Below are 26,401 nucleotides of genomic sequence, written 5' to 3' on the forward strand. Positions count from 1 at the left end.
GAAAGGAAGGATTGCGGGAAACAAAGCTTGGTTCTTCGGTTCAGCCAGCCACGATGCTCAGCTTCTGGAACGAATGATAGAAATCGGAAGGCTCGAAGCCCAGGGAGCTGTAAAGCGGAAGCACGGGTTCATTGTGCTCGTCCGCCGTAACCATGATCTTGGAAACCTTGCGCTGCTCGAACCGGCCGCGGAGGCTGGAAATGAGGTTCTTGGCGATCCCTTGGCCGCGGTGATCCGGATGAACGGCCACACGGTAATAATAGCCTCGGTTGTTGTCGATCGTTCCGATGATGATGCCAGTCATCTTGTCGCCCGCCGAAGCGATGAGCACAAGATCGCTGTCCCATGAAAGCTGGCGCGTGAGCGCTTCGATTGTCAGCTCGTAACACTCTTCCGACAACACCGACTGCAGCAAGGACGTCACGGCATGGTAGTCTGAAAGCTGGAAAGAACGAAGATGCATGAATGCTTGTCTCCCTTACATTCAATGTCATTGTAAAAGCTAACTCTGATTATACGTCAAAAGTTAACGAAATCCAGCCATTTTGCTCAAAAACCTTAATTAAATTTAACATTGCGCTTACATTCTTATGTAAGCGCTATCCTACAAGCGCTTACATCGCGATTCGGAAAAGTTCATGTGGGTAATGGAATAAATATGCTTTTTCGTGAGAGGATAAGATGCGTTGCCGCTCTGGAGTCGTCTGGCCTGGACAGGCTCCGGAACCGCCAGTTTTTGCACCCCGAAAGACTTCCGCCCCTCTCCCGGAGGCTGGAACGATCTGCCATCGAAGGGATTCCCTCTTTATCGCATCGGATAGAGCGGAATAACGGTCGACTTTTGAAACTAAAATGTTGATTTATTAGGCTGATTGAGGGATAATGAACTTGAATCGCTACATATTATCTGAGGAGGTAATTGATTATGGCACATGAACTTCCAGCACTTCCGTATGCCAACGACGCTCTGGAGCCGCATATCGATGCAATGACGATGGAGATCCACCACGACCGTCACCACAACACGTATGTGACCAACCTGAACGCCGCTCTGGAATCCGCTCCTGAACTGGCAAGTAAGTCCCTTGAGGATCTTATCTCCGACCTGAACAGCGTTCCTGAATCCATCCGCACCGCTGTACGCAACAACGGCGGCGGCCATGCGAACCACAGCCTGTTCTGGACGACGATCGGCCCTAACGCCGGCGGCGCGCCTACAGGCAAGCTGGCAGAAGCGATCGACAGCGAGCTGGGCGGTTTCGAGAAATTCAAGGAAGACTTCGCCAAAGCAGCAACGACGCGCTTCGGCAGCGGCTGGGCTTTCCTCGCAGCCGACAAAGAAGGCAAGCTGAAAGTATACAGCCTTCCAAACCAGGACAGCCCGATCTTCGAAGGCGAAACGCCTTTGCTCGGCCTGGACGTATGGGAGCATGCCTACTACCTGAACTACCAAAACAAACGCCCTGACTACATCAAAGCGTTCTGGAACGTCGTGAACTGGGATGAAGTCGGCAAGCGTTACGAAGCAGCCGTAAAATAAATTTTTTCAATGGAAGACCGGGCTATCGGGCCCGGTCTTTTTTTGTTTTCCGGGATAGCCTTTTTCCTCCGCCCGTCGCTTAAGCTCTGGCACGGGAGGATGCTGGGATTCGGACATATAAGGCGTTCGGGACTTTTTTTTCAAGATTCGCGGAAAGAGGATAGGCATATGCCGCATAGGATAGTGTATTCAAGGCAATGTCCGAAAGGAGCTGCATGTCCGGAATGAACTCTTACTATCCTTACTATGCTCCAGCCTATCCGGCCGCTTATCAGCCCGCCTATCAGCCTGTCCAAGCCGGAGGAGATTGCGGCTGCAGCGGAAGCCAGCGCAGGTTCCATTTCGTGCCGGCCGCTCAGCCGGCCCCCGGCATCTTCCCGCCTCTCTCCGGTTACGACCCAGGGATATTCCCGCCGATTCAAGGGCCGGATCGCGGGATCTTCCCGCCGATTGGCGGCGGCTTCCCCGGCGGACCAGGCTTCCCCGGCGGCGGGCCGGGATTCCCTGGCGGGCCGGGATTCCCCGGCGGCGGCTTCCCTGGCGGGCCGGGCTTTCCCGGGGGGCCGGGATTCCCCGGCGGCGGCTTCCCCGGCGGGCCGGGATTCCCTGGCGGGCCGGGATTCCCCGGCGGCGGCTTCCCCGGCGGACCAGGCTTCCCTGGCGGCGGACCGGGCTTCCCCGGCGGACCGGGCTTTCCCGGGGGGCCGGGCTTCCCTGGCGGCGGCTTCCCCGGCGGGCCGGGCTTCCCTGGCGGCGGACCGGGCTTTCCCGACGGGCCGGGCTTCCCTGGTGGCGGGCCGGGCTTCCCCGGCAGCGGCTTTCCCGGGGGGCCGGGCTTCCCTGGCGGCGGCTTCCCCGGCGGGCCGGGCTTCCCCGGCGGACCAGGCTTCCCTGGCGGTGGACCGGGCTCCCCCGGCGGACCGGGCTTTCCCGGCGGCGGCTTCCCCGGCGGACCAGGCTTCCCTGTACCTTTTACAGGACCCGGTGCCCCCGGCACCAGTCCTACAGGAACGCCCAACATGCCTGCGCCGGTTACCGTCCGTATTGAAGGCGGCGAATCCTTTTCTTACGTGACGGAGGATTACCAAATTCCTTATTATGACGGGATGAGCATTGCCCAGGCTCTCGAATACACCGGTGTCGTCCGAATTTCCCCCGGTGGCGGCGTGCAATCCGTCGGCGGCGTTCGCAACGACATTTCGGACGATATCCGCATCGGCGACAACGTCCAGTATACCCTTCGTCTGAACGGACGGCAGATACCGCATACTCTCCTTACATTCCCCGTTCACCAGAAAGATGTCATCGGCATCGATCTTATCCACATCGGAACCTGAACAGCCGGCTCTTTCATGGCTCGCATCTGATTAATGGAAGCGGCTTTCTGCAGCGAGCGGCAAGCATGCCATAGAGGGATAAACGCGAGTACGTTTCACACATCCTTCTTGCTTAAGGATCATCGTAAATCCAAAAAAAGAGGGCAGCCCCCAAGTCAATGACTTTGGGGGCTGCCTTTTGTGGATTTACACCATGACCTGGCAGATCTGGTTCGTGAACTCCACCGGATCCTCGATCGGCAAGCCCTCGATCAGCATCGCCTGATTGTAGAGCAGAGACGTGAACAAGCCCAGCTTGCTCTTGTCGCTCTCATAGGCTTCCTTCAGCGAGCGGAAGACATCGTGGCCGACGTTCAGCTCCAGCACCTTCTGGGCTTTGACGTCGCCGCTGTTAGGCATCGCCTTCAGGATCTTCTCCATCTCGATCGTCACTTCGCCATCCGTGGCGAAGCAGACCGGATGCTTGCGCAGGCGTCTGGAAGCCCGCACGCCGCTGACCTTGTCGCCGAGAAGCGCCTTCATCTCCTCGAAGAGAGCCTTGTTCTCCTCATCGGCCTTCTCGTCCTCAGCCGTCTTCTCGTCCTCCTCGATGCCGAGATCGCCGCTGGAGACGGAGCGGAATTCCTTCTCCTTGTAGCCGGCAAGCATCTTCACAGCGAACTCGTCGATGTCGTCGGTGAAATACAGGATCTCGAAGCCCTTGTCGAGCACGAGCTCGGTCTGCGGGAGCTTCTCGATGCGCTCGGCCGATTCGCCGGAAGCGTAGTAGATATACTTCTGGTCCTCAGGCATGCGGGATACGTATTCAGCCAAGGTAACAAGCGCCTTGTCCTTGGAGGACGTGAACAGCAGCAGATCCTGCAGCGCGTCCTTATGCATGCCGTAGTCGCTGTAGACGCCGAATTTCAGCTGGCGGCCGAACGACTTGAAGAACTGCTCGTACTTCTCGCGCTCGTCCTTCAGCATGCTCTGCAGAGCGCTCTTGATCTTGGATTCAATGTTCTTGGCGATCAGCTTCAGCTGGCGGTCATGCTGCAGCATCTCGCGGGAGATGTTGAGCGAGAGGCTCTCGGAGTCCACCATGCCCTTGACGAAGCTGAAGTAGTCGGGAAGCAGGTCGGCGCATTTGTTCATGATCAGCACGCCGCTGGAATACAGCTCCAGACCCTTCTCGAACTCCTTGGTGTAATAATCGAACGGGATCGTCTCCGGAATGTACAGGATCGCCTGATAGACGACCGCGCCGTCGGCGCTCACATGCACATGCTTGAGCGGCTTGTCGAAGCCGTAATGCTTCTCGTGGTAGAACGCCTCGTAGTCCTCGGCCGTCAGCTCGCTCTTGTTCTTGCGCCAGATCGGAACCATGCTGTTGACCTGCTGCTCTTCCGTGTACGTCTCGAACTCATCCTCGCTGCCTTCCTTGAGACGGCTGGAGGAAACCTCCATCCGAATCGGATAGCGGATGAAATCGGAGTATTTCTTGATCAGCGCCTTGAGCCGGTAATCGTTCAAATACTCGTCGTAGTTGTCATCCTCGGTATTCGGCTTGATCTCCAAAATGATCTCGGTGCCGACCGAATCCTTGTGCGCGCTCTCGATCGTGTAGCCTTCCGCACCTTCGGAAACCCATTTCCACGCCTCTTGTCCATCCAGCGGCTTCGTGATGACCGTCACGCGGTCGGCGACCATGAAGGCGGAGTAGAAACCGACGCCGAACTGCCCGATGATGTCGCGGCCGTCCTTGGCTTCGTTTTCCTGCTTGAAGGCGAGGGAGCCGCTCTTCGCGATAATGCCGAGATGGCTCTCGAGCTCCTCGCGGTTCATGCCGATGCCGGTGTCCCGAATCGTCAGGGTGCGCGCAGCCTGGTCGGGTATGATTTGGATGAAATAGCTGTCCGGATTGAACGTCAGCTTCTCGTCCGTCAGCGCTTTATAGTAGATTTTATCGATGGCGTCACTGCTGTTGGAGATCAGCTCGCGAAGAAAAATTTCCTTTTGGGTATAGATGGAATTGATCATCATTTCCAAAAGACGTTTGGATTCAGCTTGGAACTGCTTTTTTTCCACTTTGAAATCTCTCCTCTTGGATCGGGTAGATTAGCACTCCGGAATGAAGAGTGCTAAAACTTTATATACCACTCCGCAAATTGGCTTGTCAAGGATTCCCTCTGCTTCTAAGAGGGATCCGATGTTTCAACCGGCTCGACAGAGAGTCCGATATAGGTTGCCCCTGCAAGAGCTCAGCCGCTTGCGCCATAGGCAAGAAGCTCCGCAAAATCTATTCCCCGTCTCCGGTCCCCAGCTCCTTGCCCTTGCCGCTGATCAGCTTGAGCTGATCGTTCTCGTATCCGACTTCGTAGGAAACCTCGAAGCTGCGGGTGGACGTCTTGCCGTCCTGACCATGCTCTTCGGCCGTAATCACGGCTTTGACCACCGCGGAGCGCTCCCCGTCCTTGTCGACCTTGATGCTTTTGATGACGACATTTTTGGTCGGCAGGTAGCCTCGACGGAAATCCTCGTAAGGATCCTGCTTCTTCCAGTTGATTCCCAGCAACGAGTACGCATAGACGTAATCGCCGTTGCTGAGGCTCTCATAGAAACGGGACACAAGATAACCGGCGTAGTCCGTAATGGATTTCTTGCCGGTCAGGGCATTGGTCGCGCTCCCCGGAACGCCGGGCAGCTCCTTCATCGGAGTCTGCGACCATCCCTCGGCCGCGGACAGGATATCGGAGATCGGGATGCTGAAGCCGATTTCTCCGTCCTGCATTTCCGCCGAGTTGATGCCGAGCACCATTCCCGTCCGCTGGTCGATGAGCGGCCCGCCGCTGTTGCCGGGAGCGATCGCGGCCGAGATCTGAACCATGTTCCGGTAGGTGTACGGCTTCATCGAGAACGTGCGTCCAAGCCCGCTGATGATGCCCGGAGTCACGGTATTCTGCAATCCGAGCGGGCTGCCGACGGCAATGATGGCATCCCCGACTTCCACCCGCCCGCTGCGCTCCAGGCGCAGCGGCTCCGTTCCCTCCAGATCGGGCACGCGCACGACGGCAATATCGGTATCCGTGCCGATGCCGATCACCTCTCCCGTCAGTTCACGGGCATCGGAAGTCGTGACTCTCACCGTTCTCGATCCCGCCACGACGTGGGCGTTGGTGATTATATCTCCCTTGGCGTTGTACAGAAATCCCGATCCAAGTCCGCTTTCGCTCTGGATGGTGACGGTTTTTTTCTGGATGCGGAAAATAATGTCCTTCAGCGCGGCTGCGTTGCCTGCAGCCGTTCCCTCCGGCGGCGAAACCGCGAGCAGCGGCTCCATGCCCATCTGGCGGGGAATGTACCCGTGCAGCGCCCAGGCCGTCCCCGCTCCCGCAAGCAGCACGGCTGCTGCCGCAGCGGCCGCAAGGGACTTGCTCAGCCTCATGGCGGTCCCTCCTTTCTTATCCACGCGACAATTAATCGATATACCAAGTCGCGCTAGTAATCGCAACGGACGCCTCGCTCTTGACCGAAGCGTTCTTCTCGGTGAAGGCGGCGCTTCCTCCCGGCTCGATGACCCCGCCGCTCGAAACGGATATCGTGCCGGAGCCGATCTGCACCCCTTCCGAATCCTTCAGGACATAGAAGAGCCGGATGGCGCGGATGCTTCGGGTCGCCTTGCTCTTCAGCCGGCCGGTAATGACGGAGCTGCCTTCCTCGCCTATGGAAACGTTCAGCTCGACGATGTCGAATGCATCCGTCTGATTTTGCCGCTGCTCCAGATTGGCCATCTGCATGGCCGCATTCAGGCGCTTGCGCTCCTGCTCCTCGTATTCTTCCTTCTCTTTGTCGATCCGGGCAGACATATCTTGAAGCTTCGACGTGTTTCCCGCATGGCTGATTGTCTCGTCCACAGCGGCGCGGGCGGCAGAGAAGTCCTTCTTCCTCAGCAGCTGCAGCGCCTGGTTGATGCCCATTTCGACCATGCTGTCCAAAATGCGCTGACGCAGCTCAGGCGCCCCGGGAGCCTGGAGTCCGCGCAGCCTCTGGAGCCTCTCCGCCATTTCCCGGATCGTTCCCAGACCGTCCAGCTCGCTCGATACTTGCTGCACGGCCAGCCTTGCCCCCGCTCCTGCCAGCTTGTCGCGGATCGGATCGAACAGCTCTTCGTGTCGGCTGCTCAGCGTCGCCTGCGCTTGGCGCAGCCCGCTTTCCGCCTTCTCCAGGCTGCCCTGGTCGAGCAGCAGCCCCGCCGCCTTGATATCATCGTCGAGCTTGGCGGCCTGACGGACGATGTCGATATCCTTGGCAATGCCGGGATTGCCGGGCCGGGAAGCCGCAGCGAGCTTCAGCAGCTCCTCGGCGTTCCGGTACTGCCCGGCCTTCGCTTCTTTTTCCGCCTGTACATGCCAGGAACGCACCTTGGCGTTGACCTTCCCGTCATGGACGAAGACGACAAGCACGGCCAGACAGCTGATCAGCATAGCAGCAGCCGGCAGCATCCATATCCGGAAGCAGCCTGCCGCCGGTACGCCCTCCGCAGAGATATCAGGACGTTCGCCCAGAGCCCGCTCAGCCCGCCCGCTTCCTCCGTCCGCCTTGCGGCCGGACTCGCCATCGCGCGACATGCGATTCCATATTTCCTGGGCTTCGCGGTCCTGAAGAGGCTGTGCGCTTGCACCTGCGCCGACATCCTTGATTTTTTCCAGCCATTCCGCCCGTTCGAGGCGGCGCGCCAAAATGGCCGCAGTATGGAGCGGCTTGCCGCAGCGGCTGCAGAACGAAGCTTCGTCGTCCATCGTCGCAAAACCGCAATAAGGACATGCCGTCCGCACTACTCGGCCGCGCTCTCCTTTACTGGTTTCCCTGCTCATCTTCCCAAGCCTCCACCATGTCAACCTGTTCCTATCGGTTTCTCTATCTATTACTAACGGATGAAGTACCGTAAAAGCAATCGAAAACCAAAAAACCGCCCAGACAAATTCCTGTGCCCCGGACGGTTCATGATTCGGATGACTGCCCTGCTAGCGCAAGCCTACAATAACTCCGTCTCCAGCTTGCTTCTCATATAATCACGTACTGCCTGAGACAAATCCTCGCGTTCCAGCGCCATGTCGATCGTTGCCTGTACGAATCCCAGCTTATCACCGACGTCATGCCGGCGTCCCTGGAACTTAAAGGCATGCATCGGCAGCACGGAATTCAGCTTCTGCAAGCTGTCCGTCAGCTGGATCTCGCCGTTCTTGCCCGGCTCAGCTCTTTCGAGCAGGCGGAATACAGCAGGGTCGAGCACGTAACGCCCGACGACAGCCCAATTGGAAGGCGCTTCGCCGGGAGCCGGCTTTTCTACCAGGTTCCGGATGCGGGGAAACATGCCTTCCCCTTCCAGATCCGCGATGCCGTATTTGTGGGTCTGATCCCATGGAACTTCCATGACCGAGACGACCGAAGATCCGGTTTCCCGGTAGAAGTTCATCATCTCGCCCAGGCATGGCTGCGGCGAGCGCAGAATGTCGTCTCCCAGCAGCACCGCAAAAGGCTCGTTGCCGATGAAGCTGCGGGCGCAGAGCACTGCATGGCCGAGGCCAAGCGGCTCCCGCTGGCGGACGTAGACGATGTCGGCCAGCTTGGAAATGCTGCGGACGACCTTCAGCGTCTCCTCGTCGCCTCTTGCTTCCAGCTCGTTCTCCAGCTCGACCGATTTGTCGAAGTGGTCTTCGATCGCACGCTTGCTGCGGCCGCTGACGATCATGATGCTCTCGATGCCGGATGCGGCGGCTTCTTCCACGATATATTGAATGGCCGGCTTGTCGATGAGCGGCATCATTTCCTTTGGCTGGGCTTTCGTTGCGGGCAGGAAACGGGTTCCAAGACCTCCTGCAGGTATGATTGCTTTGCGGATATGAGTCAAGTAGGGTCCAACTCCTTCGTCATGATAGGAACATGGCCGGAACCGGCCAAGAAAATGCGATATGTAAACAATCGTTCAGATTCAATTCCGTTGCTTCCAGTTTACCAATTCTTGTCGGAAGGCGCCAGCGGACGTATGAGAGAGCCGCCAAGGGACACCATTCAGGTATATGCAAGGAGGCGTTCTGCATGATCATAACCGATAATTTAAGCATCTGCAGGCGAAAGCTTGATGAGCGGCATGGCAGAGACGATTCTGCTGCATGTGAAGCAGGCCCGCATCCTTGAAGGACAGGCATTTGTATACTGTATCCATACGACGGCGGGAATAACCATTCCATACGACGGCGGGAATAACTATTCCAGCCATAGCCGATCCTGACGCAACCCCGATGTCCTCGTCCGGCAGGACGCAATCTGTCCCGTGGTTCTGCCAATTCGACCGCCGCGCGAAGAATCCATCCTATCCGGCTTTCTCCGGAATGATTCAGCCCTAAAACAAATCCGTTGCCTTATACTCAAATTTGAATATAATAAGAAAGGATCTTAATTTGCAGGAGAAAGAAGGAATGAATTCCATGTCGGAGACAGGCTCGCGCCAGACCCGATTCGTCGTAGCCGGCCTCATGCTGGCTATTCTGATGTCAGCCATGGACAACACGATCGTCGCTACCGCCATGGGGCGGATCGTCGATGATCTCGGCGGGTACGACCAGTTCGTATGGGTGACATCCGCTTATATGATCGCCCTCATGGCAGGCACGCCGATTTTCGGCAAGCTGTCGGACATGTACGGCCGCAAGCGGTTCTTCATTTTCGGCATCATCGTGTTCCTGCTCGGCTCCGCGCTGTGCGGCACGGCGGGCAGCATTACCCAGCTGAGCGTGTACCGGGCCATCCAGGGCATCGGCGGCGGAGCACTCATGCCGATCGCGTTCACGATCGTATTCGATCTTTTCCCTCCGGAGAAGCGCGGCAAGATGTCCGGACTGTTCGGAGCCGTATTCGGCATCTCGAGCATTTTCGGACCGCTGCTCGGCGCGGTCATCACCGATCATATCGGCTGGGAGTGGGTGTTCTACATCAATATCCCGCTCGGCATTCTCGCTCTGATCTTCATCGGGACCTATTACAAGGAATCCCTCTCCCATTCCAAGCAGCGCATCGACTGGGTTGGCGCGTTCACTCTCGTCGGAGCCATCGTCTGCCTCATGTTCGCCTTGGAGCTGGGAGGCCAGAAATACGCTTGGGATTCCGGCATGATTCTCGGCCTGTTCGCCGGATTCGTCGTGCTGCTGGCGGTGTTCCTGTATACGGAAACGAAAGTCGCCGAGCCGATCATCTCGTTCAAAATGTTCCGCAAGCGGCTGTTTGCCAGCAGCGTGCTGACTTCCTTGTTCTACGGCTCGACTTTCATCATCGCCACGATCTATATTCCGATCTTCATCCAAGGGGTGTACGGCGGCTCGGCGACCAACTCCGGCCTGCTGCTCATGCCGATGATGATCGGCTCCGTCGTCGGCAGCCAGGTCGGCGGCTTCCTGACCACCAAGCTGAGCTTCCGCTCCATCATGATGATATCGGCGGTGTTCTTCCTGGCCGGTGTCGTCTCTCTCGGCTTCATCAGCCCGGATACCGCCCGCTTCGTCGTGACGCTGGAGATGATCCTGCTCGGCTTCGGCGTCGGCTACTCCTTCTCCGTGCTGAACATGGCCGCCATCGACGGCTTCGACATGCGCCAGCGCGGGGCGGCTACCGCTACGACGACGTTCATGCGCTCCCTCGGCATGACGCTCGGCATTACGATCTTCGGCATCATTCAGCGCAACATCTTCACCTCGCGCCTGGAAACCGCGTTCGGAGGCAAGGCGCCGATCGGCGGCGGAGGCGGCGGCAACCAGCAGTTCCTTACGCCTGAAGGCCGCAAGGAAATCCCGGCCGAGGTGCTGAACAAAATCGAAGCCGCGCTCGCGACTTCCATCTCCCACACCTTCCTGTGGGCGCTTATCCCGGCCGTAGCCGCCGTCGTCATGGTCCTGCTCATGCCGGGCACCCGCATGACGATGACCCGCAAGCCTGAGGCCAAGCAAGAGCTCCGCACGGAGTAGCCCCGGCGCGGCCGCGTTTCCCAGCCAGCCAAAAGGGTCCCTGAGAAGGGGCCTTTTTTTATTTCGGCCTCCTTTGGGAGCAGTCCTTGACAGTCGATCGCGAATTCATTATATTTAATACTAGATAATAATTATTATAAATAAGGAGCTGATCTGCATGACCGCCACATCCGCTGCAGCCGTCCCGTCCGTTGCTCAAGTCCTCAATCTCCAACTGGCCAATTGGAGCATCTTGTATGTGAAGCTTCACCAATACCACTGGTATGTGAAAGGCCCCCAATTTTTCACCCTGCACGAGAAGTTCCAGGCTCTCTACGAAGAGGCCGCCATTCATGTCGACGAGCTCGCGGAGCGTCTGCTGGCGGTCGGAGGCAAGCCGCTGGCCAGCATGAAGGCTTATTTGGAGACGGCTACCGTCCAGGAAGCGGCCGGCAGCGAATCCGCCATCGCTATGGTCCGGTCGGTCTCGGCCGACTTCAGGAGCATGATCGGCGAGCTCAAGGAAGGAATGGCCGCCGCTCAAAGCCACCAGGACGAAACGACGGCCGATATGCTGCTGGCCATCCATACGTCGCTGGAGAAGCATGTCTGGATGCTGGATGCCTTCGCAGCCGAATAAACGCGGCCGATGAAATGATGGGTGCCTTCGAAGCCGAATTAGCGCGGCATTGGGTGCCGGATGCCTTCGAAGCCGAATTAGCGCAAAAGCTGCCATGCCTGTCGCCAGTATGAAAAAGCAGGCGTTCGCCGCAGCCAAAGCGGTAAATCAAGTTGAAATCAGCAAAAAAAGGTTCGCGCAGCCATCTCCAGATGGCTTCCGGACCTTTTCGAGCTTTTCTGCCTGATTGTCTTTCCATGCTTCCTTGAGTTCATTTCCCTTCTGCTCTCCATACTCCTGCTTCACATGACGATCCTTGCCGGCCGCTTGGTGTAGCGGTTCGCATAGCTCGAAGCGCAGTAAGCCTCCGGCTTGACGCGGGGCACATAGCTGCCGATCGTCTCCACGCGGGCGATCATCTCCTGGACGTACAGATGGGTCGGATTGAGGCAAGGCTCCGTCCCCGCATCGATATCGATGAACGTCCGGAGCTCGGCTCCCTGGTATACGTAAGGCAGAATCAGATCTTCCATCCCGGGCACGATTCGATGCTCCTCCAGATAAGCGGCCATCTCCTGGGAGAGAGAAGTCTCGAAGGCCAGCTTCTCGCGGATCGAGGCCAGCTCTCTGTTCAGCACGAAGGGCCTGTAGCACGCCCAGGCTCCTTTGCCCACCCGTCTCAGAACGAGGCCCGTAATGAATTTGGTGTGGCTAGGATGAACCTGGGAGTCCGTTCCGATGGCAAAATGATACGCTGCCCGCGGATCCTCCCTTATGAAAGACATCATCCGCTCGGCGACCTCGCCCAAGGTCAGATGCTGCTCCTTGACGTTGTGAAATCGAAGCCTGTTGCGGCAATCATGGGATTCCGGCTGTCTCTTGGACTTCGTCACGCTTGCTCTCACCCGCCCTCGCTGTCTTACCGTCAGCTTATGCTTGGATAGCGGCGCCTATGAACCGGCCCGAGCAGCAGGCGCTCCTCCGTCCGGCGTTGCGGCAAGGCGTCGTCCGGCCTGCAGTGCTGCTCGGCGAGCCGACGCCGGCAATCTCAACCATAGTAGAGGGCTGTCCAATCGCGGGAGCCGGCTGGAATAGGCGCCGTTCCCGGCCTCCCATTGTTTCCTGTCGAGGCCAAGCCGGCTCCCCCTTGCTCGCTGCGTTCGACAGACCGCTGCATCGGATAAAAAAACGGCCGCATCCAAGCCTCGCCGAAACGAGGGCAGGATGCGGCTGTTCGATGCATGCCGTCAAACGAGGGAAATAAGGGAGGAAGCGACCTTCTCCCCGTTCCAGAGGGCGCTCAGCTCCTCGCCGTCCCGAAGCGCGGCGACGCCGGCCGGCGTGCCGGTGAAGATGATGTCTCCCCGGCGCAGGCCGTAACGGCTGCCGATATGCTCCGCGAGCACATCCGGCTTGAAGATCATATCCCGGGCGTTGCCCAGCTGGGCGACCTCGGTGCCGCGCAGCAAGGCGAAGTCGGCGGCCTCCAAGCCGGCCATGCCCGGATAAGGCTGCCACGGGCCGATCGGGGCCGAGTTCCGGAAGCCTTTGGCGGCGAGCCATGGATGGCCTTTCTCCTTGAGCCTGCTCTGCACGTCGCGCAGCGTCAGGTCGAGGCCGAGCGCCATCGCGTCGAACAGCTCGTCGGCTCCGACTCCCGGCTCCCAGTCGCGTCCCGCGCGAAGCACGATCTCCAGCTCGAAATGCACCTCGCCTTCTCCGCCTGGCAGTTCGACGGCGCTTCCGTCCATCGGGATCAGCGAATGGGTCGGCTTGGTGAACACCATCGGGGATTTCGGCACTTCGTTGCCGAGCTCAAGGGCATGCAGCCGGTAGTTGCGGCCGATGCAATAGATGTTGCGTACGGACTCCAGGCTGTAGTCTTCATAGGCACTCATGCAAGGTCAGCTCCTGTTCTTCGCTTTTTGGGCTTCGATTTGTTCCGCAAGCTCGTTCAGATAGGTCCAGCGCTCCATCAATTCCTCCAGCTTCGCCTCCAGGCTCTCCTGGCGGGCCATGAGTTCCTGCAGGCGAACCGAATCGCTTCCCGAGACGCCCATATCCTCTTGGACACGCTCCAGCTCGGATTCCGCCTCCGCGATGCGGCCGTCGATCGCCTCGAAATCCTTCTGCTCCTGGTAAGACATGCGCAGCTTGGATTCCTTGCGCGGAGCTTCGGCCATCCCTCCCGCCTGGGCGGCGGACGGAGATGGAGCAGCCGGCTTGGTGGACGCGTCCTGGGGACTTCCCTTCTTCTGCGCCTGCTCCTCGTAATCCGAATAATTGCCGGTATGCTCGGTGATGGCGCCGTCCTCGAACGCGAAGATCCGGTCCACCGTCCGATCCAGGAAGTACCGGTCATGGGAGACGACCAGCACGACGCCGGGGAAGTCGTCGAGGTAATCCTCGAGCACGCCGAGCGTCGCGATATCGAGATCGTTGGTCGGCTCGTCGAGCAGCAGCACGTTCGGAGCGCCGCTCAGGATGCGCAGCAGCTGCAGGCGGCGCTTCTCCCCGCCCGACAGCTTGGAGATCGGCGACCATTGCATCGCCGGAGGGAACAGGAACCGCTCCAGCAGCTGCCCGGCGCTGATCGTCGTGCCGTCGCCGGTGCGGACCTGCTCCGCCTGCTCGCGGATGTATTCGATGACGCGCATCGACTCGTCCATTTCCTCATGCTCCTGCGAGAAATAACCGAGCTTGACGGTCGGGCCGAGCACGACCTGTCCGCTGTCCGGCTCCATCCGGCCGGCGATCAGCTTCAGCAGCGTCGACTTGCCGCTGCCGTTGCGCCCGATGATGCCGACTCTGTCTTCCGGCACGGCGATGTAGCTGAAGCTTTTGATCAGCGACCGGTCTCCATAACCTTTGCTCACGTCCTCCAGCTCGATGATCTTGCGCCCCAGCCTGGAGGATGCGACGGACAAGTCCAGCTTGCCGGAAGCCTTGCCCGGCCCCGCCTCCTTGAGCGCCTCGAAGCGCTCGATCCGCGCCTTCTGCTTCGTCGAGCGCGCCTTGGCGCCGCGGCGGATCCAGGCGAGCTCGTTGCGCAGCAGATTCTGGCGCTTGGACTCGCTCGCCGCCTCCCGCTCCTCGCGCTCCAGCTTCAGCTCCAGGAACCGGCTGTAGTTGGCCGTATAGAAGAAAGCCCGGCCCTGGTCCAGCTCGACGACGCGGTTGCTGACCCGATCAAGGAAGTAGCGGTCATGCGTCACCATGAGCAGCGCGCCGCGCCGCTTTTGCAGCATGCTTTCCAGCCACGCGACAGACTCGTTGTCGATATGGTTGGTAGGCTCGTCCAGAATGAGCACGTCGGATGGCGACAGCAGCGCGGCGGCCATCGCCACCCGCTTGCGCTGGCCTCCGGACAGCGTGCCGAGCTTCGCCTCGTAGCTCGTTATGCCGAGCTTGGAGAGAGCCGTGCGGGCATCGCTTTCCAGCTGCCAAGCATCCTGCTCGTCCATGGCCGCGTTGGCCCGGAGCAGGCGTTCCTGCAGCGCCGCATCCGAGCTGCTGCGCTCAAGAGCCTCCAGCGCCGCCGCGTAGTCACGCACGGCCCGCAGCTGCGGCGAATCCCCGCTGAGCACATGCTCAAGCACGGTTTCCTCCGGATCGAACTCCAAGTTCTGGAGCAGCATCCGCACGCTGACTCGCGGCGGAATGACGACGCTGCCGCTGTCGGCGGGCTCGATACCCGCAATCGCCTTCAAAAACGTCGACTTCCCTGTTCCATTCACTCCGATGATGCCGATTTTATCGCCGTCGGATATTCCGAAGCTTACGTCTTCAAACAGTTTTTTCTCCCCGTAGGTTTTGGAAAGATGCTCTACCGATAACAGATGCATATCAGGCCCCGACTTTCTTGTTTTCTCGTACTTCCATCATACCACAACTTGGCTGCTGCGCAGCCGCCGTCCGATTCCGGAAGCGGAGGACGGGAAGCCCAAAAGCCGGCTCGGTCCGTACATTCCCCTCGGCCGCCTCCGGTCCAAAGGCCGGCTCCTGTAAGGAAGCTGCGCGGCGAAGCCCTCTCCCTACGCCTTTGCCGAACCCGCGCTTGTTTAGAAAAAATCATTTCCATGTCAGCTCTATCTTCATTTTCTGTTCATTTTGACAAAGTAGGATAAGACGTAAGACGTAATCCTTGAAGCGAGGTGGATTCGATGAAGCGGCGAATCGGCAAATGGAGAAAGTGGCAAATCGGCGCCGGCGGAGCGGCAGCCCTGTTCGTTTTGTTCAGTACCGTGCATAACAGCTCGGCTTTTCAGGAAAAGATCCTGTCCGGGGGAACGACATCCGGCGGTTCGGATTCCACCTTCGCCAATCCGGACAAGCTCATGGAGGATTGGCAATCGGGAAGCCCGGACGGCAGCGGCTCTGCCGATGGATCAGCCGGAAGGCCCGCGGGCAGGCATGGCATGAGAGGCGGCTCCTTCCCGTCCGATGGAGCGGCAGGCGGCGGCTGGAGCCAATCCGACAGCGGCGGGGGCATGGGCTCCCGCTCCGGAGGGTCATGACCATGCCGGCCGAATCCCGAATCACGTTGAGAGCGATGAACACGGACATATCGGCCATTCTCCGCTGGCCTGACGAACGGACTCCCGATACGCCGTCCTATCATGCGCTGGTCGGCCGCTGGTTCCGCGATGTCGAGGCGAGGTTCAGCCGTTTTTTGCCCGGCAGCGAGCTCAGCGCCCTCAACCGGACTGCCGGCTCCTGGCAGTTCGTATCGCCGATGATGGAGGAGGTGCTGTCACTGGCGCTCGAATGCAACCGGCAGACGGGCGGCGCCTTCCACCCCGGCCTGCTCCGCCAACTGCAGCGGGAGGGCTATCGCCGCTCCTTCGAGCATGCTGACACCTTCACCGAAGCCTTCGCGAAAGCGGAAGCCTTCGAATCTGCCAAAGCCTCCGGGCAAGCGGGAATCCACCCGGATACGGGCCGTCATGCCGCAGCTATTGCCGACGCCGAGCCGTTCGAGCTGGACGGACGCATGGGCGCGGTTCGGCTCGCACCCGGCTGCGAGCTCGATCTCGGCGGCATCGTCAAAGGCTGGGCCGCCGACCGGCTCGCCGGCTGGCTGCGCCGGCGGCACGGCTTTCCCGCCGGCATCGTCAACGCCGGAGGAGACCTCAGCGTATGGCAGGAAGACAAGGACGCCCCTTTCTCTACGATCGCCATCGAGGATCCCTGGGACACCGGCAGGGATGCGGCGCGCCTGTCGCTGAAGCACGGAGCCGCAGCAACCTCCTCGACCTTGAAGCGGCGCTGGGGGGAAGACGAATCCGGCCTTCATCATCTCATCGATCCCCTTACCGGGCGCAGCGCGGCCAGCGGCATCGTCCAGGCGACTGTCGCCGGAGCGGAGGCGGCCGAATGCGAAGCCTGGGCCAAAACCTTCTGCATCTGCGGATTGGAAGAAGGCACGGCCCGGATGAAGCTCGGCGCTCCCGGCTGCGAGGCCGCCGTCATCACGGATAAGCGCCAGCTGATCCTGATCCCTTCCCGGAATCCCGGACGCTTCGTCTGGGAGCCCGGCACACTGGCAATCCAGGAGGCGACGATATGATCCAATGGATGGTGGAATGGCCGACTTGGCAGCTGACGAGAATCGCCGGCATCACGGCTTACCTCGCCCTGTTCGGAGGCATGTCGCTGGGCATCTTGTACGGCTATCCCTTTTTGAAGGGAGCGTCGAAAATCTCGGTCTACCGCTGGCACAGCCGGCTGACGGTCGCCGGCACGGCGATCGCCCTGCTCCATGCCGCCGTGCTCGTCATTGATACGTACACGCCGTTCACCTGGGGAGAGCTGCTCATTCCGTTCACTGCGCATGACCATCCTGTTCTGTACGGCATCGGAAGCATCGCCCTGTACGGCATGCTGCTCCTCATCCTCACGACGGATCTGCGCCCTCGCCTCAAGCGGCCTCTATGGCTCGCGATCCATATGCTCGCGTATCCTATGTTCGCCGCCGCCCTGCTGCATGGACTGCTGGCCGGAACGGACAGCTCGCTTGGCGTCGTTCAAGGGATGTACGCCGTGACCGGGGGAGCGACGCTTCTCCTGTTCTGCGGACGCCTCATCCCCCGCAAGCCCGGAGCCCGTGCGGAAGTCCTTCCCGGTCCGCTCAGGCCGGATGGAAGCCGCCGACATCAAGCTTCACGCGACTCCGATGCAAGCTGAGGAAGTTTCAGCAGCCGGACTGCGGCAACAGTTTCGGCTGCACATTTTTCCGTTATTCCTGTCCATTCACTTCGGCTGTGAAACTACCCGTACGCAATCTCTTCCATATCTTCGGCTTCATCCGCACGCTCGCCTCCCATATCCGCATCGGCAGGCGCTGAGCGCCGCGCAAGAAGGTGCTTCGTTTGACCCTATGAAAAAAGGGACTGTCCCCGGTCATTTTCATGACTTACGGGACAGTCCTTTTTGAATTCCTATCGCATCACGCCCGACCCTTGAAAGAAGAGCTTGGAACTGGATATCTGCTCAAATCCATGTATCGGCCCTGATTTGTTTAGGTGTCGAACAATTCCTCATCCTTTTCCCCTATCAAAAAAAAACGCCCCGTCACGTTCCTATGACGGGGCGGAGCCACCTGCCTATTTCTTTCTCAGCGCTTGCCCGTCATCTTCTCCGGACGGACCCACTCGTCGAACTGCTCGGAAGTGAGCAGGCCGCTCTTGATCGCGCTCTCCTTGAGCGTCGTGCCTTCCTTATGCGCCTGCTTGGCGATCTTGGCCGCGTTCTCGTAGCCGATATGCGGGTTGAGCGCCGTCACGAGCATCAAGGACTGATCCAGGTTGTGCTTCAGCGTGTCGAGGTTCGGCTCGATGCCGACGGCGCAATGCTCGTTGAACGAGAGCATGGAGTCGGAGAGCAGCACGACGGATTGCAGGAAGTTGTAGGCGATGACCGGCTTGAACACATTCAGCTCGAAGTTGCCTTGGCTGGCCGCGAAGCCGATCGCCGCATCGTTGCCCATGACCTGGCAGGCGACCATCGTAATGGCTTCGCACTGCGTCGGGTTGACCTTGCCCGGCATGATGGAGCTGCCCGGCTCGTTCTCAGGGATCGTGATCTCGCCGATGCCGCTGCGAGGGCCGCTGGCGAGCCAGCGCACGTCGTTGGCGATCTTCATCAGATCGGCCGCGAGGCCCTTGATCGCGCCATGCACCCAGACGATCTGGTCGTGGGACGTCAGGGAATGGAACTTGTTCGATGCCGTCACGAAGTTATGGCCGGTAATCTCGGCCACCTCGGCTGCCACCTGCACCGCGAAGTCCGGATGCGCGTTGATGCCGGTGCCGACCGCCGTGCCGCCGAGCGCGAGCTCGCGGATGGCGTCGACGCTGCTCGTCAGCATCCAGGACGATTTCTCCAGCATCGCTTCCCAGCCGCTGATTTCCTGGCCGAGCGTGATCGGCGTCGCATCCTGCAGATGCGTGCGGCCGATTTTGACGATGTCGTCGAATTTGACGCTCTTCTCGTGCAAGGTCGCCTTGAGCACCTCGAGCGCCGGCAGCAGGGAGGTCGATACCGCGATGACCGCCGCGATATGCATCGCCGCCGGGAACGTGTCGTTGGAGCTCTGCGAACGGTTCACGTCGTCGTTCGGATGGATGCGCACGGAGGAGCCTTCCGCCTCCAGCAGCTGGTTCGCGCGGCGGGCGATGACCTCGTTGCAGTTCATATTGGTCTGCGTGCCGCTGCCCGTCTGCCATACGACGAGCGGGAACTCCCCGTCATGCTTGCCTTCGAGGATCTCGTCGGCAGCGCGGCAGATCGCGTCGGCTTTCTCCGGCTCGAGAACGCCAAGCTTCCGATTGGCCTGAGCCGCCGCTTTCTTCACATATGTCATCGCTTTGACGACTTCAAGCGGCATCTTCTCCCAGCCGATCTTGAAGTTCTCGCGGCTGCGCTGTGTCTGCGCGCCCCACAGCTTGTCCGCGGGAACCTTGATTTCGCCCATCGTGTCCTTCTCAATCCGGTATTCCATGATTCCATTCCGCCTCTCTCAAGTCGATAAACCGCTTACCTTCACTCACCCATTTTACCCAATCCGAGCGTCTGCCGCCAGCGGGCCTGCCCCGCGGCGCGCTCAGGCCTTGGCGTCCCGGTAGGCTTGGACGTAAGCCTGGGCCTGCCGCTCGATAAGCGAGTAATCCCCCTGCTTGACCGCTTCCTTGGTCAGATCTCCGCCGATGCCGACCGCGACCGCGCCAGCCTTCACCCACAACGCCAGATTGGCCAGCGACACGCCGCCCGTCGGCATGATGTTCGCTTGCGGAAGCGGGCCTTTGACGGCCGTAATCATATCCGGACCGAACGCGCTTCCCGGGAACAGCTTGACGATGTCGACTCCAAGCTCCATCGCGGTCTGGATGTCCCGGATCGTCATCGTTCCCGGCATGACCGGCACCGCATAGCGGTTGCACAGAGTGATCGTGTCGGGATTGACAGCCGGCGCAACGACGAATTCCGCGCCGCTCAGAATGGCCGCGCGGGCCGTCTCCGGATCCAGCACGGTTCCAACGCCGATGATCGCGTAAGTATCCGATGCGGGATCCGCCTTGCTGGAATACTCTGCGGCCAGCTGCTGGATCGCCTGCAGCGCCATCGGCACGGTCATCGTAATCTCGATCGCCTTGATTCCCCCGCGGATGGCATGCCTCGCCATGCGGGCGACCTCCTCCGCCGAATCCGCGCGCAGCACGGCCACGACGCCCGCTTCCGCGATTGCTTGAGTCACTCTCAGTTTGTTAAGCATGTCAGCTTCCTCCCCGATTCTTATGCTCTTAGAGCCTCGGCGGCCGGCCTCGTCATGCTGCCGGCCGTGCGGCGATCGCCGCACGGCTGCTTCCCCGCCTCCGGATCCTACAGCCGCCTGGAACAGGCAACTGTAGGAATCGCTTTCTTCCATTGTCTCACTAGCCCGTCGCCACCGTCAATCATCGAAGCTATCCACAGAAAAGCCTCTTCCAGATGGAAGAGGCCGAATCATTTTTTATCCACAAGGGGACAATCACCATCGAAAAAGCCTTTATGGATCCATATTTTCAGCATTGCAAGCTAACCGGTCAAGTTATCCCTACAACCCTGTGGATATTGTGGATATCAATTGTGCATATGTGCATAGTTTGGGGGATAACTTTTTTCGAGCCCGCATCCCCGCTTTACAAACAAGTAAGGATAACCGGTCCCTGCTCGGTTATTGCCACCGTATGCTCGTATTGCGCCGACCAGGAACGGTCGCTCGTCCGGGCCGTCCAGCCGTCATGGGCAATCCATACTTCCGACCCGCCTGCCGTCAGGATCGGCTCGACGGTCAGCACCATGCCGGGCTGCAGAACCGCTCCGCTGCCGCCTCTGCTGACATGGCTCACCTCCGGCGGCTCGTGGATGGAACGTCCGATCCCATGCCCCGCGAAGCTGGACACGACCGAATGCCCCGTCTCCTTCGCCGACTGGACAACCGCGGCGCCGATGTCGCCGATCCTGCGCCCGACCCGGCATTGGCCGATCCCCCTCAGCATCGCCTGCCGGGCGCCCGCCATAAGCGACTGCACGCCGGGACCGCCCTTTCCGATCGCATAGGTCCAAGCCGAGTCGGCCTTCCAGCCGTCCACATCCGCAACCATGTCGATCGTCACGATATCCCCCTCCTGAAGCGGCTCCGCATCCGGGAATCCGTGGCAGACGACCTCTCCTACCGACGCGCAGGTCGCATAAGGATAGCCTCTGTATCCCTTCTGAGCCGGGTAAGCCCCATGCTCCGCCATCAGCCGTTCAACGAAACGGTCGATCTCAAGCGTCGTGACGCCGGGCGCGATCCGCTTCGCGATCGCATCGTGGCATAACGCGACGACTCGTCCCGCGCGGCGGATCCTGCCGATTTCCTCATCCGATTTCCATTCCGCCATGGCTGATGCCTCCGCTCTTCGTCCAAGATCGCCATCCAAGCTCCCTCGATCTATGCTATTCGGAAGAGCCGCGCCTCATTCCGCAGCCTCATGCCACGCAAAAAAGACCCGGAACTCCGCAGGGGGAGTATCCAGGCCGGGTATATGATAGGCTCGCTTGTTCTAGCTCACGGAGGAATTCATTCTGTCCATTTCATGCTCAACCAGTGACGTCAGCTCATCCTCATATCCGCCGGTGATGCGGTATTTGCGGATGTAATCCTTAACGAACTTCCGCGGATCCTTGGGCTGAAAAATTCTCGTGAGTTCCTTGAGGCTTTCCTTGACTTCATTCTGGCTGTGCTTGGCCATGAAATCTCCTCCTCTAACGCTGGATGTCCATCCGAAACCTCGGATTCGAGAACGTGCAGGTATCCCTATGGTGCAGATACTCCATGGCAGTTAAGCGAATGTTTGTATTTTTCACACTATTATATCACTTCATGCATCAGGTTGGAAGCAAATTCCCATTCATTCCTGCGGAGGGACTTCTTTATCGTTCGGTTCCTCCTGAAATTTCCGGCTGTCCCGCAAGGACGCCTCGGCCTTGCTCAGGCCCTGGTCCGGATTCTGGCGGCGGTACAAGCGCAGGTAGGCAGCGACGCCGACGACAGCTGCCACGACGCCGAATGCAAGCGTCAGAGCCGTCACCCATCCTTCAATCACCATGCCGCCGCCCCCGCTTCTCCAGTAAATGTCATTACGGAAAAGTATATCGGAAAGGAAAGGCGCTTACAACAGCGGCACCCCGTGCCGTTCCCTCATCTCCCTCTGCGGCCGGCGATCGCCGAAACCGCATCAATTCCCCATCCTTCAAGGATTATCGACAGGAACGGACAAGCTTTTCAGTTTTTTTACCCTGCGTGTCCGCCAATCAAACGCTAAATGACGAACGGAATGAAGATCATCGGCTTTGCATCGCTCTCCTTTCCTTCATCCGTCGCCAGAGGGATGGGTTGGCCCATCTTCGAGCGTCTATCCCATTGTATGAGCGGAGGAATGGAAAAAAACCGGAAGACGCGCTTCCGGCTTGGATGACGGCTCTGCCGCGGGTCAGCTGCTGCGGATGATCGGAAGGCCGACGAAGCCCGTCGTTCCTTTACCGAGCTCGCTTTCGTAATACATTTTGCCATGATGGTTCTCGACGATCTTGTACGTCATGACAAGGCCCAGTCCGGTTCCTCTCGCTTTGGTGGAGAAGAACGGCTCGCCCAGCTTGGCCAGCTTCTCCGGAGGGATGCCGGAGCCCTGGTCGATGATTCGGGTCCAGGCCATGTTGTCCTCGCCGACAGAAGCCTTCACCTGAATGATGCCTCCGGAGCCCATGGCTTCGATGCTGTTCTTGATCAGATTGATGAACACCTGCTTCAGCTGGTTGTCCACCCCTTGCACGAGCATGTCGTTCTCCGGCATTTCCAGCTCCAGCTGCACATTGTTCATGGTCGCCTGAGCCTCGATCAGCATCACGACATCCCGGAGCACGGCTCCCAGCGCGACGGGATGGAAGTCGACCGCCTGCGGCTTGGAGAGGACGAGCAGCTCGCTGACGATCTGCTCGATCCGCTCCAGCTCCATCGCCATGATGGAGATGTAATTGCGCCGGTTGTCTTCCTGCATCAGCTTCGTGAACCCTTTGAGAGAGGTGAGCGGATTGCGGATTTCGTGGGCGATGCCGGCCGCCAGCTGGCCGACGGCTCCGAGCATCTCCGACTTGCGGAGCATCTCCTCCGTCGTCTTGCGGTCGGTGATGTTCTCGGAGATCTTCATGTAGTGGATCGTCTCGCCGAGCTTCACGATCGGCACCAGCCTCGCTTGCTCCCAGTAGACCGCTCCATCCTTGCCGATGCCGGCCAGCTCGCCCTCCCAGATCTCGCCGCGCTTGAGCTTTTCCCAGATGTCCGCGAAGCTGCAGCCGCTCGCCTGCCAGTCATCGAGAGACTCCAGATGCCTGCCATAGATGCTCTCCGACGTCTCGCCCGTCAGGTCCTGGAACTGCCTGTTGGCGTAGAGGATGCCTCCTTCAAGGTCGGAGATGACGACGAGGATCGGGCTTTGCTCGATCGCATACGAGAGGCGCAGCAGCTCCTCGTTGGCTTCCTTCAGCTCGGTGATGTCCACCAGCGTGATGATGACGCCTTTGGTCAGATGCTCCAGCGTCCGGTAAGGCATCATCCGCATCTTGTACCAGCGCCCGCTGCGGCTTTTGATTTCCTTCTCCAGCGAACGGAGCGACTGCAGCACCCTGGAGGCGTCCTCCACGAACTGGCCATAGTAGAATTGATGCGAAATATGGTGGAACGGCCGCCCGATGTCCACATCGAGAAGATGGATCTCCTTGGTCACAGCGGGAGTGAAGCGGCGGATGCAGAACTGAGTGTCCAGGAAGATCGTGCCGATCTTGGTGCTGACAAGGAACAGGTCCATGTCGTTGTTCAGCTCCGTCAGCTCCTGGATTTTGAACTGATACTCGGTGTTGATCGTCACCAGCTCTTCATTGACCGCCTGCAGCTCCTCGTTCGTGCTCTGCAGCTCCTCGTTGGAGGCGATCAGCTCCTCGTTCGTGCTCTGCAGCTCTTCATTGGAAGCCTCCAGCTCCTCGATCGCCGACTGGAGCTTGTCCTCGGTAGAGTGGAGCTGCTGCTCCAGCCATACCATCTGCCGGCGGACGCTGTCGTTCAGATCGATGGAAGCGGCCGGAACTTCATCCAGCTCGGGGGCGATCTCCAGGATGATCAGCATGCTGCCGGGGAACGCAGCTCCGCTCTTCGAGAACGGACGCACGGTCACGTTGATCCGCTGTTCTCCCGACGCCGTCTGCACGACCAGATGGCGGAACACGACCTCATCCAGCCCGGAGCGGATCTGCTGGACGGCGGTCATGACCGCGACGGCAAGCCCCGGCTCCAGCATCTTCTGCAGGTTCCATGAAGGCCTGCCTTCCATCGGGGACAGGAACGGCTGCACATTGCCGGTCAAATGCTGGATGTCCAGCTTCTCGTCCACCAGCAGGGAAGGAGGCATATGCTCGTTCACGTATGTACTGTAGAACTGGCTCTGGCGGCGGTTCTCCTGCGCATTCGCCCCAGCCTGCTGCTTGCGCCGCTCCCTCATCTCGCTCGGCGTGGACAGCCTCCTGGCTCCGTCCATGAGCAGCGCAGCGCCGGACGCGCTGCTTTTGCGCTGGCTCTTGTGCCGAAATATGTTCCACTTGCCGTTGGAGGACTCGAACAGATGGTCCTGCCTGCCGACTGTCTCGCTCGGCCCCAGGAACAGAAAGCCACCGGGAGTCAGCGCGAAGTTGAACAGCGACAGCACCTTCTGCTGCATCTCCGGCTGCAGGTAGATGAGCATATTGCGGCAGCTGATGAGATCGAGATTGCTGAACGGCGGATCCTTCGTCAGGTTATGGGGTGCGAACACGATCAGCCGCCTCAGCTCGCGCGTGACCTGATACGTGTCGCCATGGCGGACGAAGTATTTGTCGAGCCTCGCCTTGGACACCGAGGTCCCGATCGACAGCGGATAGACGCCATGGTTGGCGTAATCGATGGACTGCTTGTCCACATCGGTGGCGAAGATGCGGATGCTGAACCGGTTCTGCGCGCCTTCCTGCTCCAGCACTTCGAGGGCGAGCATCCCGATGGAGTACGCCTCCTCGCCCGTCGAGCAGCCGGCCGTCCAGATCCGCAGCTCGGTGCTCTTGTTCTGCAGCTTGGCGCGGACCAGCTTGGGCAGCACCTTTTCCCGGATGATGTCGAACGCTTCGGGATCGCGGAAAAAGTGGGTGACGTGGATGAGCAGATCCTGCCTCAGCGCCAGCACCTCTTCCTCCCTCGTCTCCAGCAGAAGCTCATAGTCGGCCAGAGTTCCCGTCCCTGCCTCGGCCATCCGCTTCTCGATCCTCCGCAGCAGGCTGTTCCTCTTGTAAAAGCTGAAATCGATGTTCGTCCGCTCCCTCACCCTCTCCAAAATCTTGGCGAGCAGCGCCTCCGAATCGTTCAAGGCGGCGGCCTGAACAGCATAGCCGGCGCTAGGAATCAAGGAAGAGGGGAATTTGAGCTTGGATGCGATCTTATCCGGAGCGAGCACGAAATCGACATGTCCGCTGTCAATGGCGCTGCGAGGCATGCCGTCGAACTTCGCCGACTCCTCGTTCTGGGCGAACACGATCCCGCCGCTGCGTTTTACAGCTGAAATGCCCCTCGTTCCGTCCGTACCCGTACCGGACAGCACGACGGCAATCGCCTGCTGGCCCTGATCGGCCGCAAGCGAATGGAAGAAATAGTCGATCGGGTAATGGATCTCGTCGGGATGCGGATCCGAAAGCCATAGATGGTTCTTTTTCAAGGAAAGCGATTTGCGCGGAGGAACGAGATAGATCGTGTTCGGCTCCACCTCCATGCCGTCGCGGGCGAGTTGGATCTCCATCCGCGTATATAAAGAGAGAATCTCGTTCATGAGGCTCTTGTGATCGGGCGACAAATGCTGAATGACGACAAAGGCAAGACCGGTCTCCGGACTTGCCTGCTGGAAGAAATGCTTCAAGCCTTCCAGTCCTCCCGCCGAGGCGCCGATGCCGACGATTCGGACCGGTTCGGCGTTGCAGAGCGGGATTTCGGAATGCTGGCTGTCGGAAGGTATCTTGGTCATGTCGTCCCTCCTTGGTTGAGCGCTTGGACGGAAATGGGGCTGCGAAGGATAAAAGCCGGCCCTATCAGTCGGCCTGTCCGGAGATAAATAGCTTATAGTGTATTCTCCGCAAGACTTCTGTTTCCTCTTGTCCAGCAAAAAGTCCAAATGATTCCGTTTATTCGGCATTAATATCGGATATTCGTCTTTATTTGCGATGGAAAGGCTCGTCCGGCTTGAGGTAAACTTCAACAAGGATTGGATCTTCTGCTATGCAGGCATGAGCCTGGAGGCAATCGTGCGCAGCCTGCTTGAGCTGGATCTTTGGCTCGTCG

The 26,401-nt window shown here is 59.4% G+C and carries 22 protein-coding genes; 8 read left to right on the top strand and 14 right to left on the bottom strand.

Annotation, left to right across the window (positions count from 1 at the left end; genetic code table 11):
* Window positions 1–40: 40 nt before the first annotated feature.
* Complete coding sequence (locus AC06G8_RS19975) at window positions 41–463, bottom strand: GNAT family N-acetyltransferase (protein WP_447662815.1); 423 nt, start codon at window positions 461–463, stop codon at window positions 41–43.
* 462 nt (window positions 464–925) lie between these two features.
* Between AC06G8_RS19975 and AC06G8_RS19980 the strand changes: the two genes are divergently transcribed.
* Entirely contained in the window at window positions 926–1,540 is a 615-nt protein-coding gene (locus tag AC06G8_RS19980; protein WP_447662816.1) for a superoxide dismutase, read from the top strand.
* Window positions 1,541–1,764: 224 nt separating this feature from the next.
* Complete coding sequence (locus AC06G8_RS19985) at window positions 1,765–2,877, top strand: hypothetical protein (RefSeq protein WP_480283677.1); 1,113 nt, start codon at window positions 1,765–1,767, stop codon at window positions 2,875–2,877.
* A 186-nt stretch (window positions 2,878–3,063) separates the two neighbouring features.
* Here the strand turns inward: AC06G8_RS19985 and htpG are convergent, their stop codons facing one another.
* From htpG to galU, 4 genes are all read right to left on the bottom strand, one after another.
* Window positions 3,064–4,944, bottom strand: coding sequence for a molecular chaperone HtpG (htpG, locus tag AC06G8_RS19990; protein WP_480283678.1), 1,881 nt, complete (start codon window positions 4,942–4,944; stop codon window positions 3,064–3,066).
* A 211-nt stretch (window positions 4,945–5,155) separates the two neighbouring features.
* Entirely contained in the window at window positions 5,156–6,301 is a 1,146-nt protein-coding gene (locus AC06G8_RS19995; protein WP_480283679.1) for a S1C family serine protease, read from the bottom strand.
* Window positions 6,302–6,332: 31 nt separating this feature from the next.
* Window positions 6,333–7,730 carry a hypothetical protein gene (locus AC06G8_RS20000; protein WP_480283680.1) on the bottom strand — a complete coding sequence of 466 codons (1,398 nt, stop codon included), beginning with the start codon at window positions 7,728–7,730 and terminating at the stop codon, window positions 6,333–6,335.
* Between the two features lie 161 nt (window positions 7,731–7,891).
* A complete protein-coding gene (gene galU, locus AC06G8_RS20005) occupies window positions 7,892–8,767 on the bottom strand; it encodes a UTP--glucose-1-phosphate uridylyltransferase GalU (RefSeq protein WP_083436264.1) in 876 nt (291 codons plus the stop codon).
* 231 nt (window positions 8,768–8,998) lie between these two features.
* Here galU and AC06G8_RS20010 point away from each other — a divergent pair, with 231 nt between their 5' ends.
* The 3 genes from AC06G8_RS20010 (at window position 8,999) to AC06G8_RS20020 (ending at window position 11,493) form a co-directional block, all read left to right on the top strand.
* Window positions 8,999–9,148, top strand: coding sequence for a YjbQ family protein (locus AC06G8_RS20010; RefSeq protein WP_447662821.1), 150 nt, complete (start codon window positions 8,999–9,001; stop codon window positions 9,146–9,148).
* A 187-nt stretch (window positions 9,149–9,335) separates the two neighbouring features.
* The gene (locus tag AC06G8_RS20015; protein WP_480283681.1) at window positions 9,336–10,874 is read left to right on the top strand and encodes an MDR family MFS transporter; all 1,539 of its coding nucleotides are present in this window, start codon (window positions 9,336–9,338) and stop codon (window positions 10,872–10,874) included.
* Window positions 10,875–11,031: 157 nt separating this feature from the next.
* Window positions 11,032–11,493 (top strand): Dps family protein, encoded by a 462-nt coding sequence (locus AC06G8_RS20020; protein WP_480283682.1) that lies wholly within the window; start codon window positions 11,032–11,034, stop codon window positions 11,491–11,493.
* Window positions 11,494–11,774: 281 nt separating this feature from the next.
* Here AC06G8_RS20020 and AC06G8_RS20025 read toward each other — a convergent pair whose 3' ends face one another.
* From AC06G8_RS20025 to AC06G8_RS20035, 3 genes are all read right to left on the bottom strand, one after another.
* Entirely contained in the window at window positions 11,775–12,365 is a 591-nt protein-coding gene (locus AC06G8_RS20025; protein WP_076357921.1) for a ribonuclease H-like YkuK family protein, read from the bottom strand.
* A gap of 354 nt (window positions 12,366–12,719) precedes the next feature.
* A complete protein-coding gene (locus AC06G8_RS20030; protein ID WP_480283683.1) occupies window positions 12,720–13,370 on the bottom strand; it encodes a fumarylacetoacetate hydrolase family protein in 651 nt (216 codons plus the stop codon).
* A gap of 6 nt (window positions 13,371–13,376) precedes the next feature.
* A complete protein-coding gene (locus AC06G8_RS20035; protein ID WP_480283684.1) occupies window positions 13,377–15,317 on the bottom strand; it encodes an ABC-F family ATP-binding cassette domain-containing protein in 1,941 nt (646 codons plus the stop codon).
* A 318-nt stretch (window positions 15,318–15,635) separates the two neighbouring features.
* Here AC06G8_RS20035 and AC06G8_RS20040 point away from each other — a divergent pair, with 318 nt between their 5' ends.
* The 3 genes from AC06G8_RS20040 to AC06G8_RS20050 are packed head-to-tail and all read left to right on the top strand — an operon-like array spanning window position 15,636 to window position 17,658.
* Complete coding sequence (locus tag AC06G8_RS20040) at window positions 15,636–15,989, top strand: hypothetical protein (protein WP_480283685.1); 354 nt, start codon at window positions 15,636–15,638, stop codon at window positions 15,987–15,989.
* Window positions 15,990–15,991: 2 nt separating this feature from the next.
* The gene (locus AC06G8_RS20045; RefSeq protein WP_480283686.1) at window positions 15,992–17,041 is read left to right on the top strand and encodes an FAD:protein FMN transferase; all 1,050 of its coding nucleotides are present in this window, start codon (window positions 15,992–15,994) and stop codon (window positions 17,039–17,041) included.
* Window positions 17,038–17,658: a ferric reductase-like transmembrane domain-containing protein gene (locus tag AC06G8_RS20050; protein WP_480283687.1), complete on the top strand. Its 621-nt coding sequence runs from the start codon at window positions 17,038–17,040 to the stop codon at window positions 17,656–17,658. The genes AC06G8_RS20045 and AC06G8_RS20050 overlap by 4 nt, the downstream gene beginning before the upstream one ends.
* 430 nt (window positions 17,659–18,088) lie before the next feature.
* Here the strand turns inward: AC06G8_RS20050 and fumC are convergent, their stop codons facing one another.
* The 6 genes from fumC to AC06G8_RS20080 form a co-directional block, all read right to left on the bottom strand.
* Window positions 18,089–19,474: a class II fumarate hydratase gene (gene fumC, locus AC06G8_RS20055; RefSeq protein WP_480283688.1), complete on the bottom strand. Its 1,386-nt coding sequence runs from the start codon at window positions 19,472–19,474 to the stop codon at window positions 18,089–18,091.
* A 102-nt stretch (window positions 19,475–19,576) separates the two neighbouring features.
* Complete coding sequence (locus AC06G8_RS20060) at window positions 19,577–20,245, bottom strand: bifunctional 2-keto-4-hydroxyglutarate aldolase/2-keto-3-deoxy-6-phosphogluconate aldolase (protein ID WP_447662832.1); 669 nt, start codon at window positions 20,243–20,245, stop codon at window positions 19,577–19,579.
* Between the two features lie 406 nt (window positions 20,246–20,651).
* Window positions 20,652–21,398 (bottom strand): type I methionyl aminopeptidase, encoded by a 747-nt coding sequence (map, locus tag AC06G8_RS20065; RefSeq protein WP_480283689.1) that lies wholly within the window; start codon window positions 21,396–21,398, stop codon window positions 20,652–20,654.
* A 162-nt stretch (window positions 21,399–21,560) separates the two neighbouring features.
* Complete coding sequence (locus tag AC06G8_RS20070; RefSeq protein ID WP_447662834.1) at window positions 21,561–21,749, bottom strand: hypothetical protein; 189 nt, start codon at window positions 21,747–21,749, stop codon at window positions 21,561–21,563.
* A gap of 159 nt (window positions 21,750–21,908) precedes the next feature.
* Window positions 21,909–22,106, bottom strand: a complete 198-nt coding sequence (locus AC06G8_RS20075; RefSeq protein ID WP_447662835.1) for a hypothetical protein — start codon at window positions 22,104–22,106, stop codon at window positions 21,909–21,911.
* A gap of 384 nt (window positions 22,107–22,490) precedes the next feature.
* Window positions 22,491–26,087 carry a chemotaxis protein CheB gene (locus tag AC06G8_RS20080; RefSeq protein ID WP_480283690.1) on the bottom strand — a complete coding sequence of 1,199 codons (3,597 nt, stop codon included), beginning with the start codon at window positions 26,085–26,087 and terminating at the stop codon, window positions 22,491–22,493.
* Window positions 26,088–26,401 lie beyond the last annotated feature (314 nt).

The organism is Paenibacillus sp. SJS-P3, from assembly GCF_056711585.1.

What these genes read in the sequence shown, in the direction of transcription:
- AC06G8_RS19975 (WP_447662815.1), bottom strand. Translation starts at nt 463, where the DNA reads ATGCATCTTCGTTCTTTCCAGCTTTCAGACTACCATGCCGTGACGTCC.
- AC06G8_RS19980 (WP_447662816.1), top strand. Translation starts at nt 926, where the DNA reads ATGGCACATGAACTTCCAGCACTTCCGTATGCCAACGACGCTCTGGAG.
- AC06G8_RS19985 (WP_480283677.1), top strand. Translation starts at nt 1,765, where the DNA reads ATGAACTCTTACTATCCTTACTATGCTCCAGCCTATCCGGCCGCTTAT.
- AC06G8_RS19995 (WP_480283679.1), bottom strand. Translation starts at nt 6,301, where the DNA reads ATGAGGCTGAGCAAGTCCCTTGCGGCCGCTGCGGCAGCAGCCGTGCTG.
- AC06G8_RS20000 (WP_480283680.1), bottom strand. Translation starts at nt 7,730, where the DNA reads ATGAGCAGGGAAACCAGTAAAGGAGAGCGCGGCCGAGTAGTGCGGACG.
- AC06G8_RS20010 (WP_447662821.1), top strand. Translation starts at nt 8,999, where the DNA reads ATGAGCGGCATGGCAGAGACGATTCTGCTGCATGTGAAGCAGGCCCGC.
- AC06G8_RS20015 (WP_480283681.1), top strand. Translation starts at nt 9,336, where the DNA reads ATGAATTCCATGTCGGAGACAGGCTCGCGCCAGACCCGATTCGTCGTA.
- AC06G8_RS20020 (WP_480283682.1), top strand. Translation starts at nt 11,032, where the DNA reads ATGACCGCCACATCCGCTGCAGCCGTCCCGTCCGTTGCTCAAGTCCTC.
- AC06G8_RS20030 (WP_480283683.1), bottom strand. Translation starts at nt 13,370, where the DNA reads ATGAGTGCCTATGAAGACTACAGCCTGGAGTCCGTACGCAACATCTAT.
- AC06G8_RS20035 (WP_480283684.1), bottom strand. Translation starts at nt 15,317, where the DNA reads ATGCATCTGTTATCGGTAGAGCATCTTTCCAAAACCTACGGGGAGAAA.
- AC06G8_RS20040 (WP_480283685.1), top strand. Translation starts at nt 15,636, where the DNA reads ATGAAGCGGCGAATCGGCAAATGGAGAAAGTGGCAAATCGGCGCCGGC.
- AC06G8_RS20045 (WP_480283686.1), top strand. Translation starts at nt 15,992, where the DNA reads ATGCCGGCCGAATCCCGAATCACGTTGAGAGCGATGAACACGGACATA.
- AC06G8_RS20050 (WP_480283687.1), top strand. Translation starts at nt 17,038, where the DNA reads ATGATCCAATGGATGGTGGAATGGCCGACTTGGCAGCTGACGAGAATC.
- fumC (WP_480283688.1), bottom strand. Translation starts at nt 19,474, where the DNA reads ATGGAATACCGGATTGAGAAGGACACGATGGGCGAAATCAAGGTTCCC.
- AC06G8_RS20060 (WP_447662832.1), bottom strand. Translation starts at nt 20,245, where the DNA reads ATGCTTAACAAACTGAGAGTGACTCAAGCAATCGCGGAAGCGGGCGTC.
- map (WP_480283689.1), bottom strand. Translation starts at nt 21,398, where the DNA reads ATGGCGGAATGGAAATCGGATGAGGAAATCGGCAGGATCCGCCGCGCG.
- AC06G8_RS20070 (WP_447662834.1), bottom strand. Translation starts at nt 21,749, where the DNA reads ATGGCCAAGCACAGCCAGAATGAAGTCAAGGAAAGCCTCAAGGAACTC.
- AC06G8_RS20075 (WP_447662835.1), bottom strand. Translation starts at nt 22,106, where the DNA reads ATGGTGATTGAAGGATGGGTGACGGCTCTGACGCTTGCATTCGGCGTC.
- AC06G8_RS20080 (WP_480283690.1), bottom strand. Translation starts at nt 26,087, where the DNA reads ATGACCAAGATACCTTCCGACAGCCAGCATTCCGAAATCCCGCTCTGC.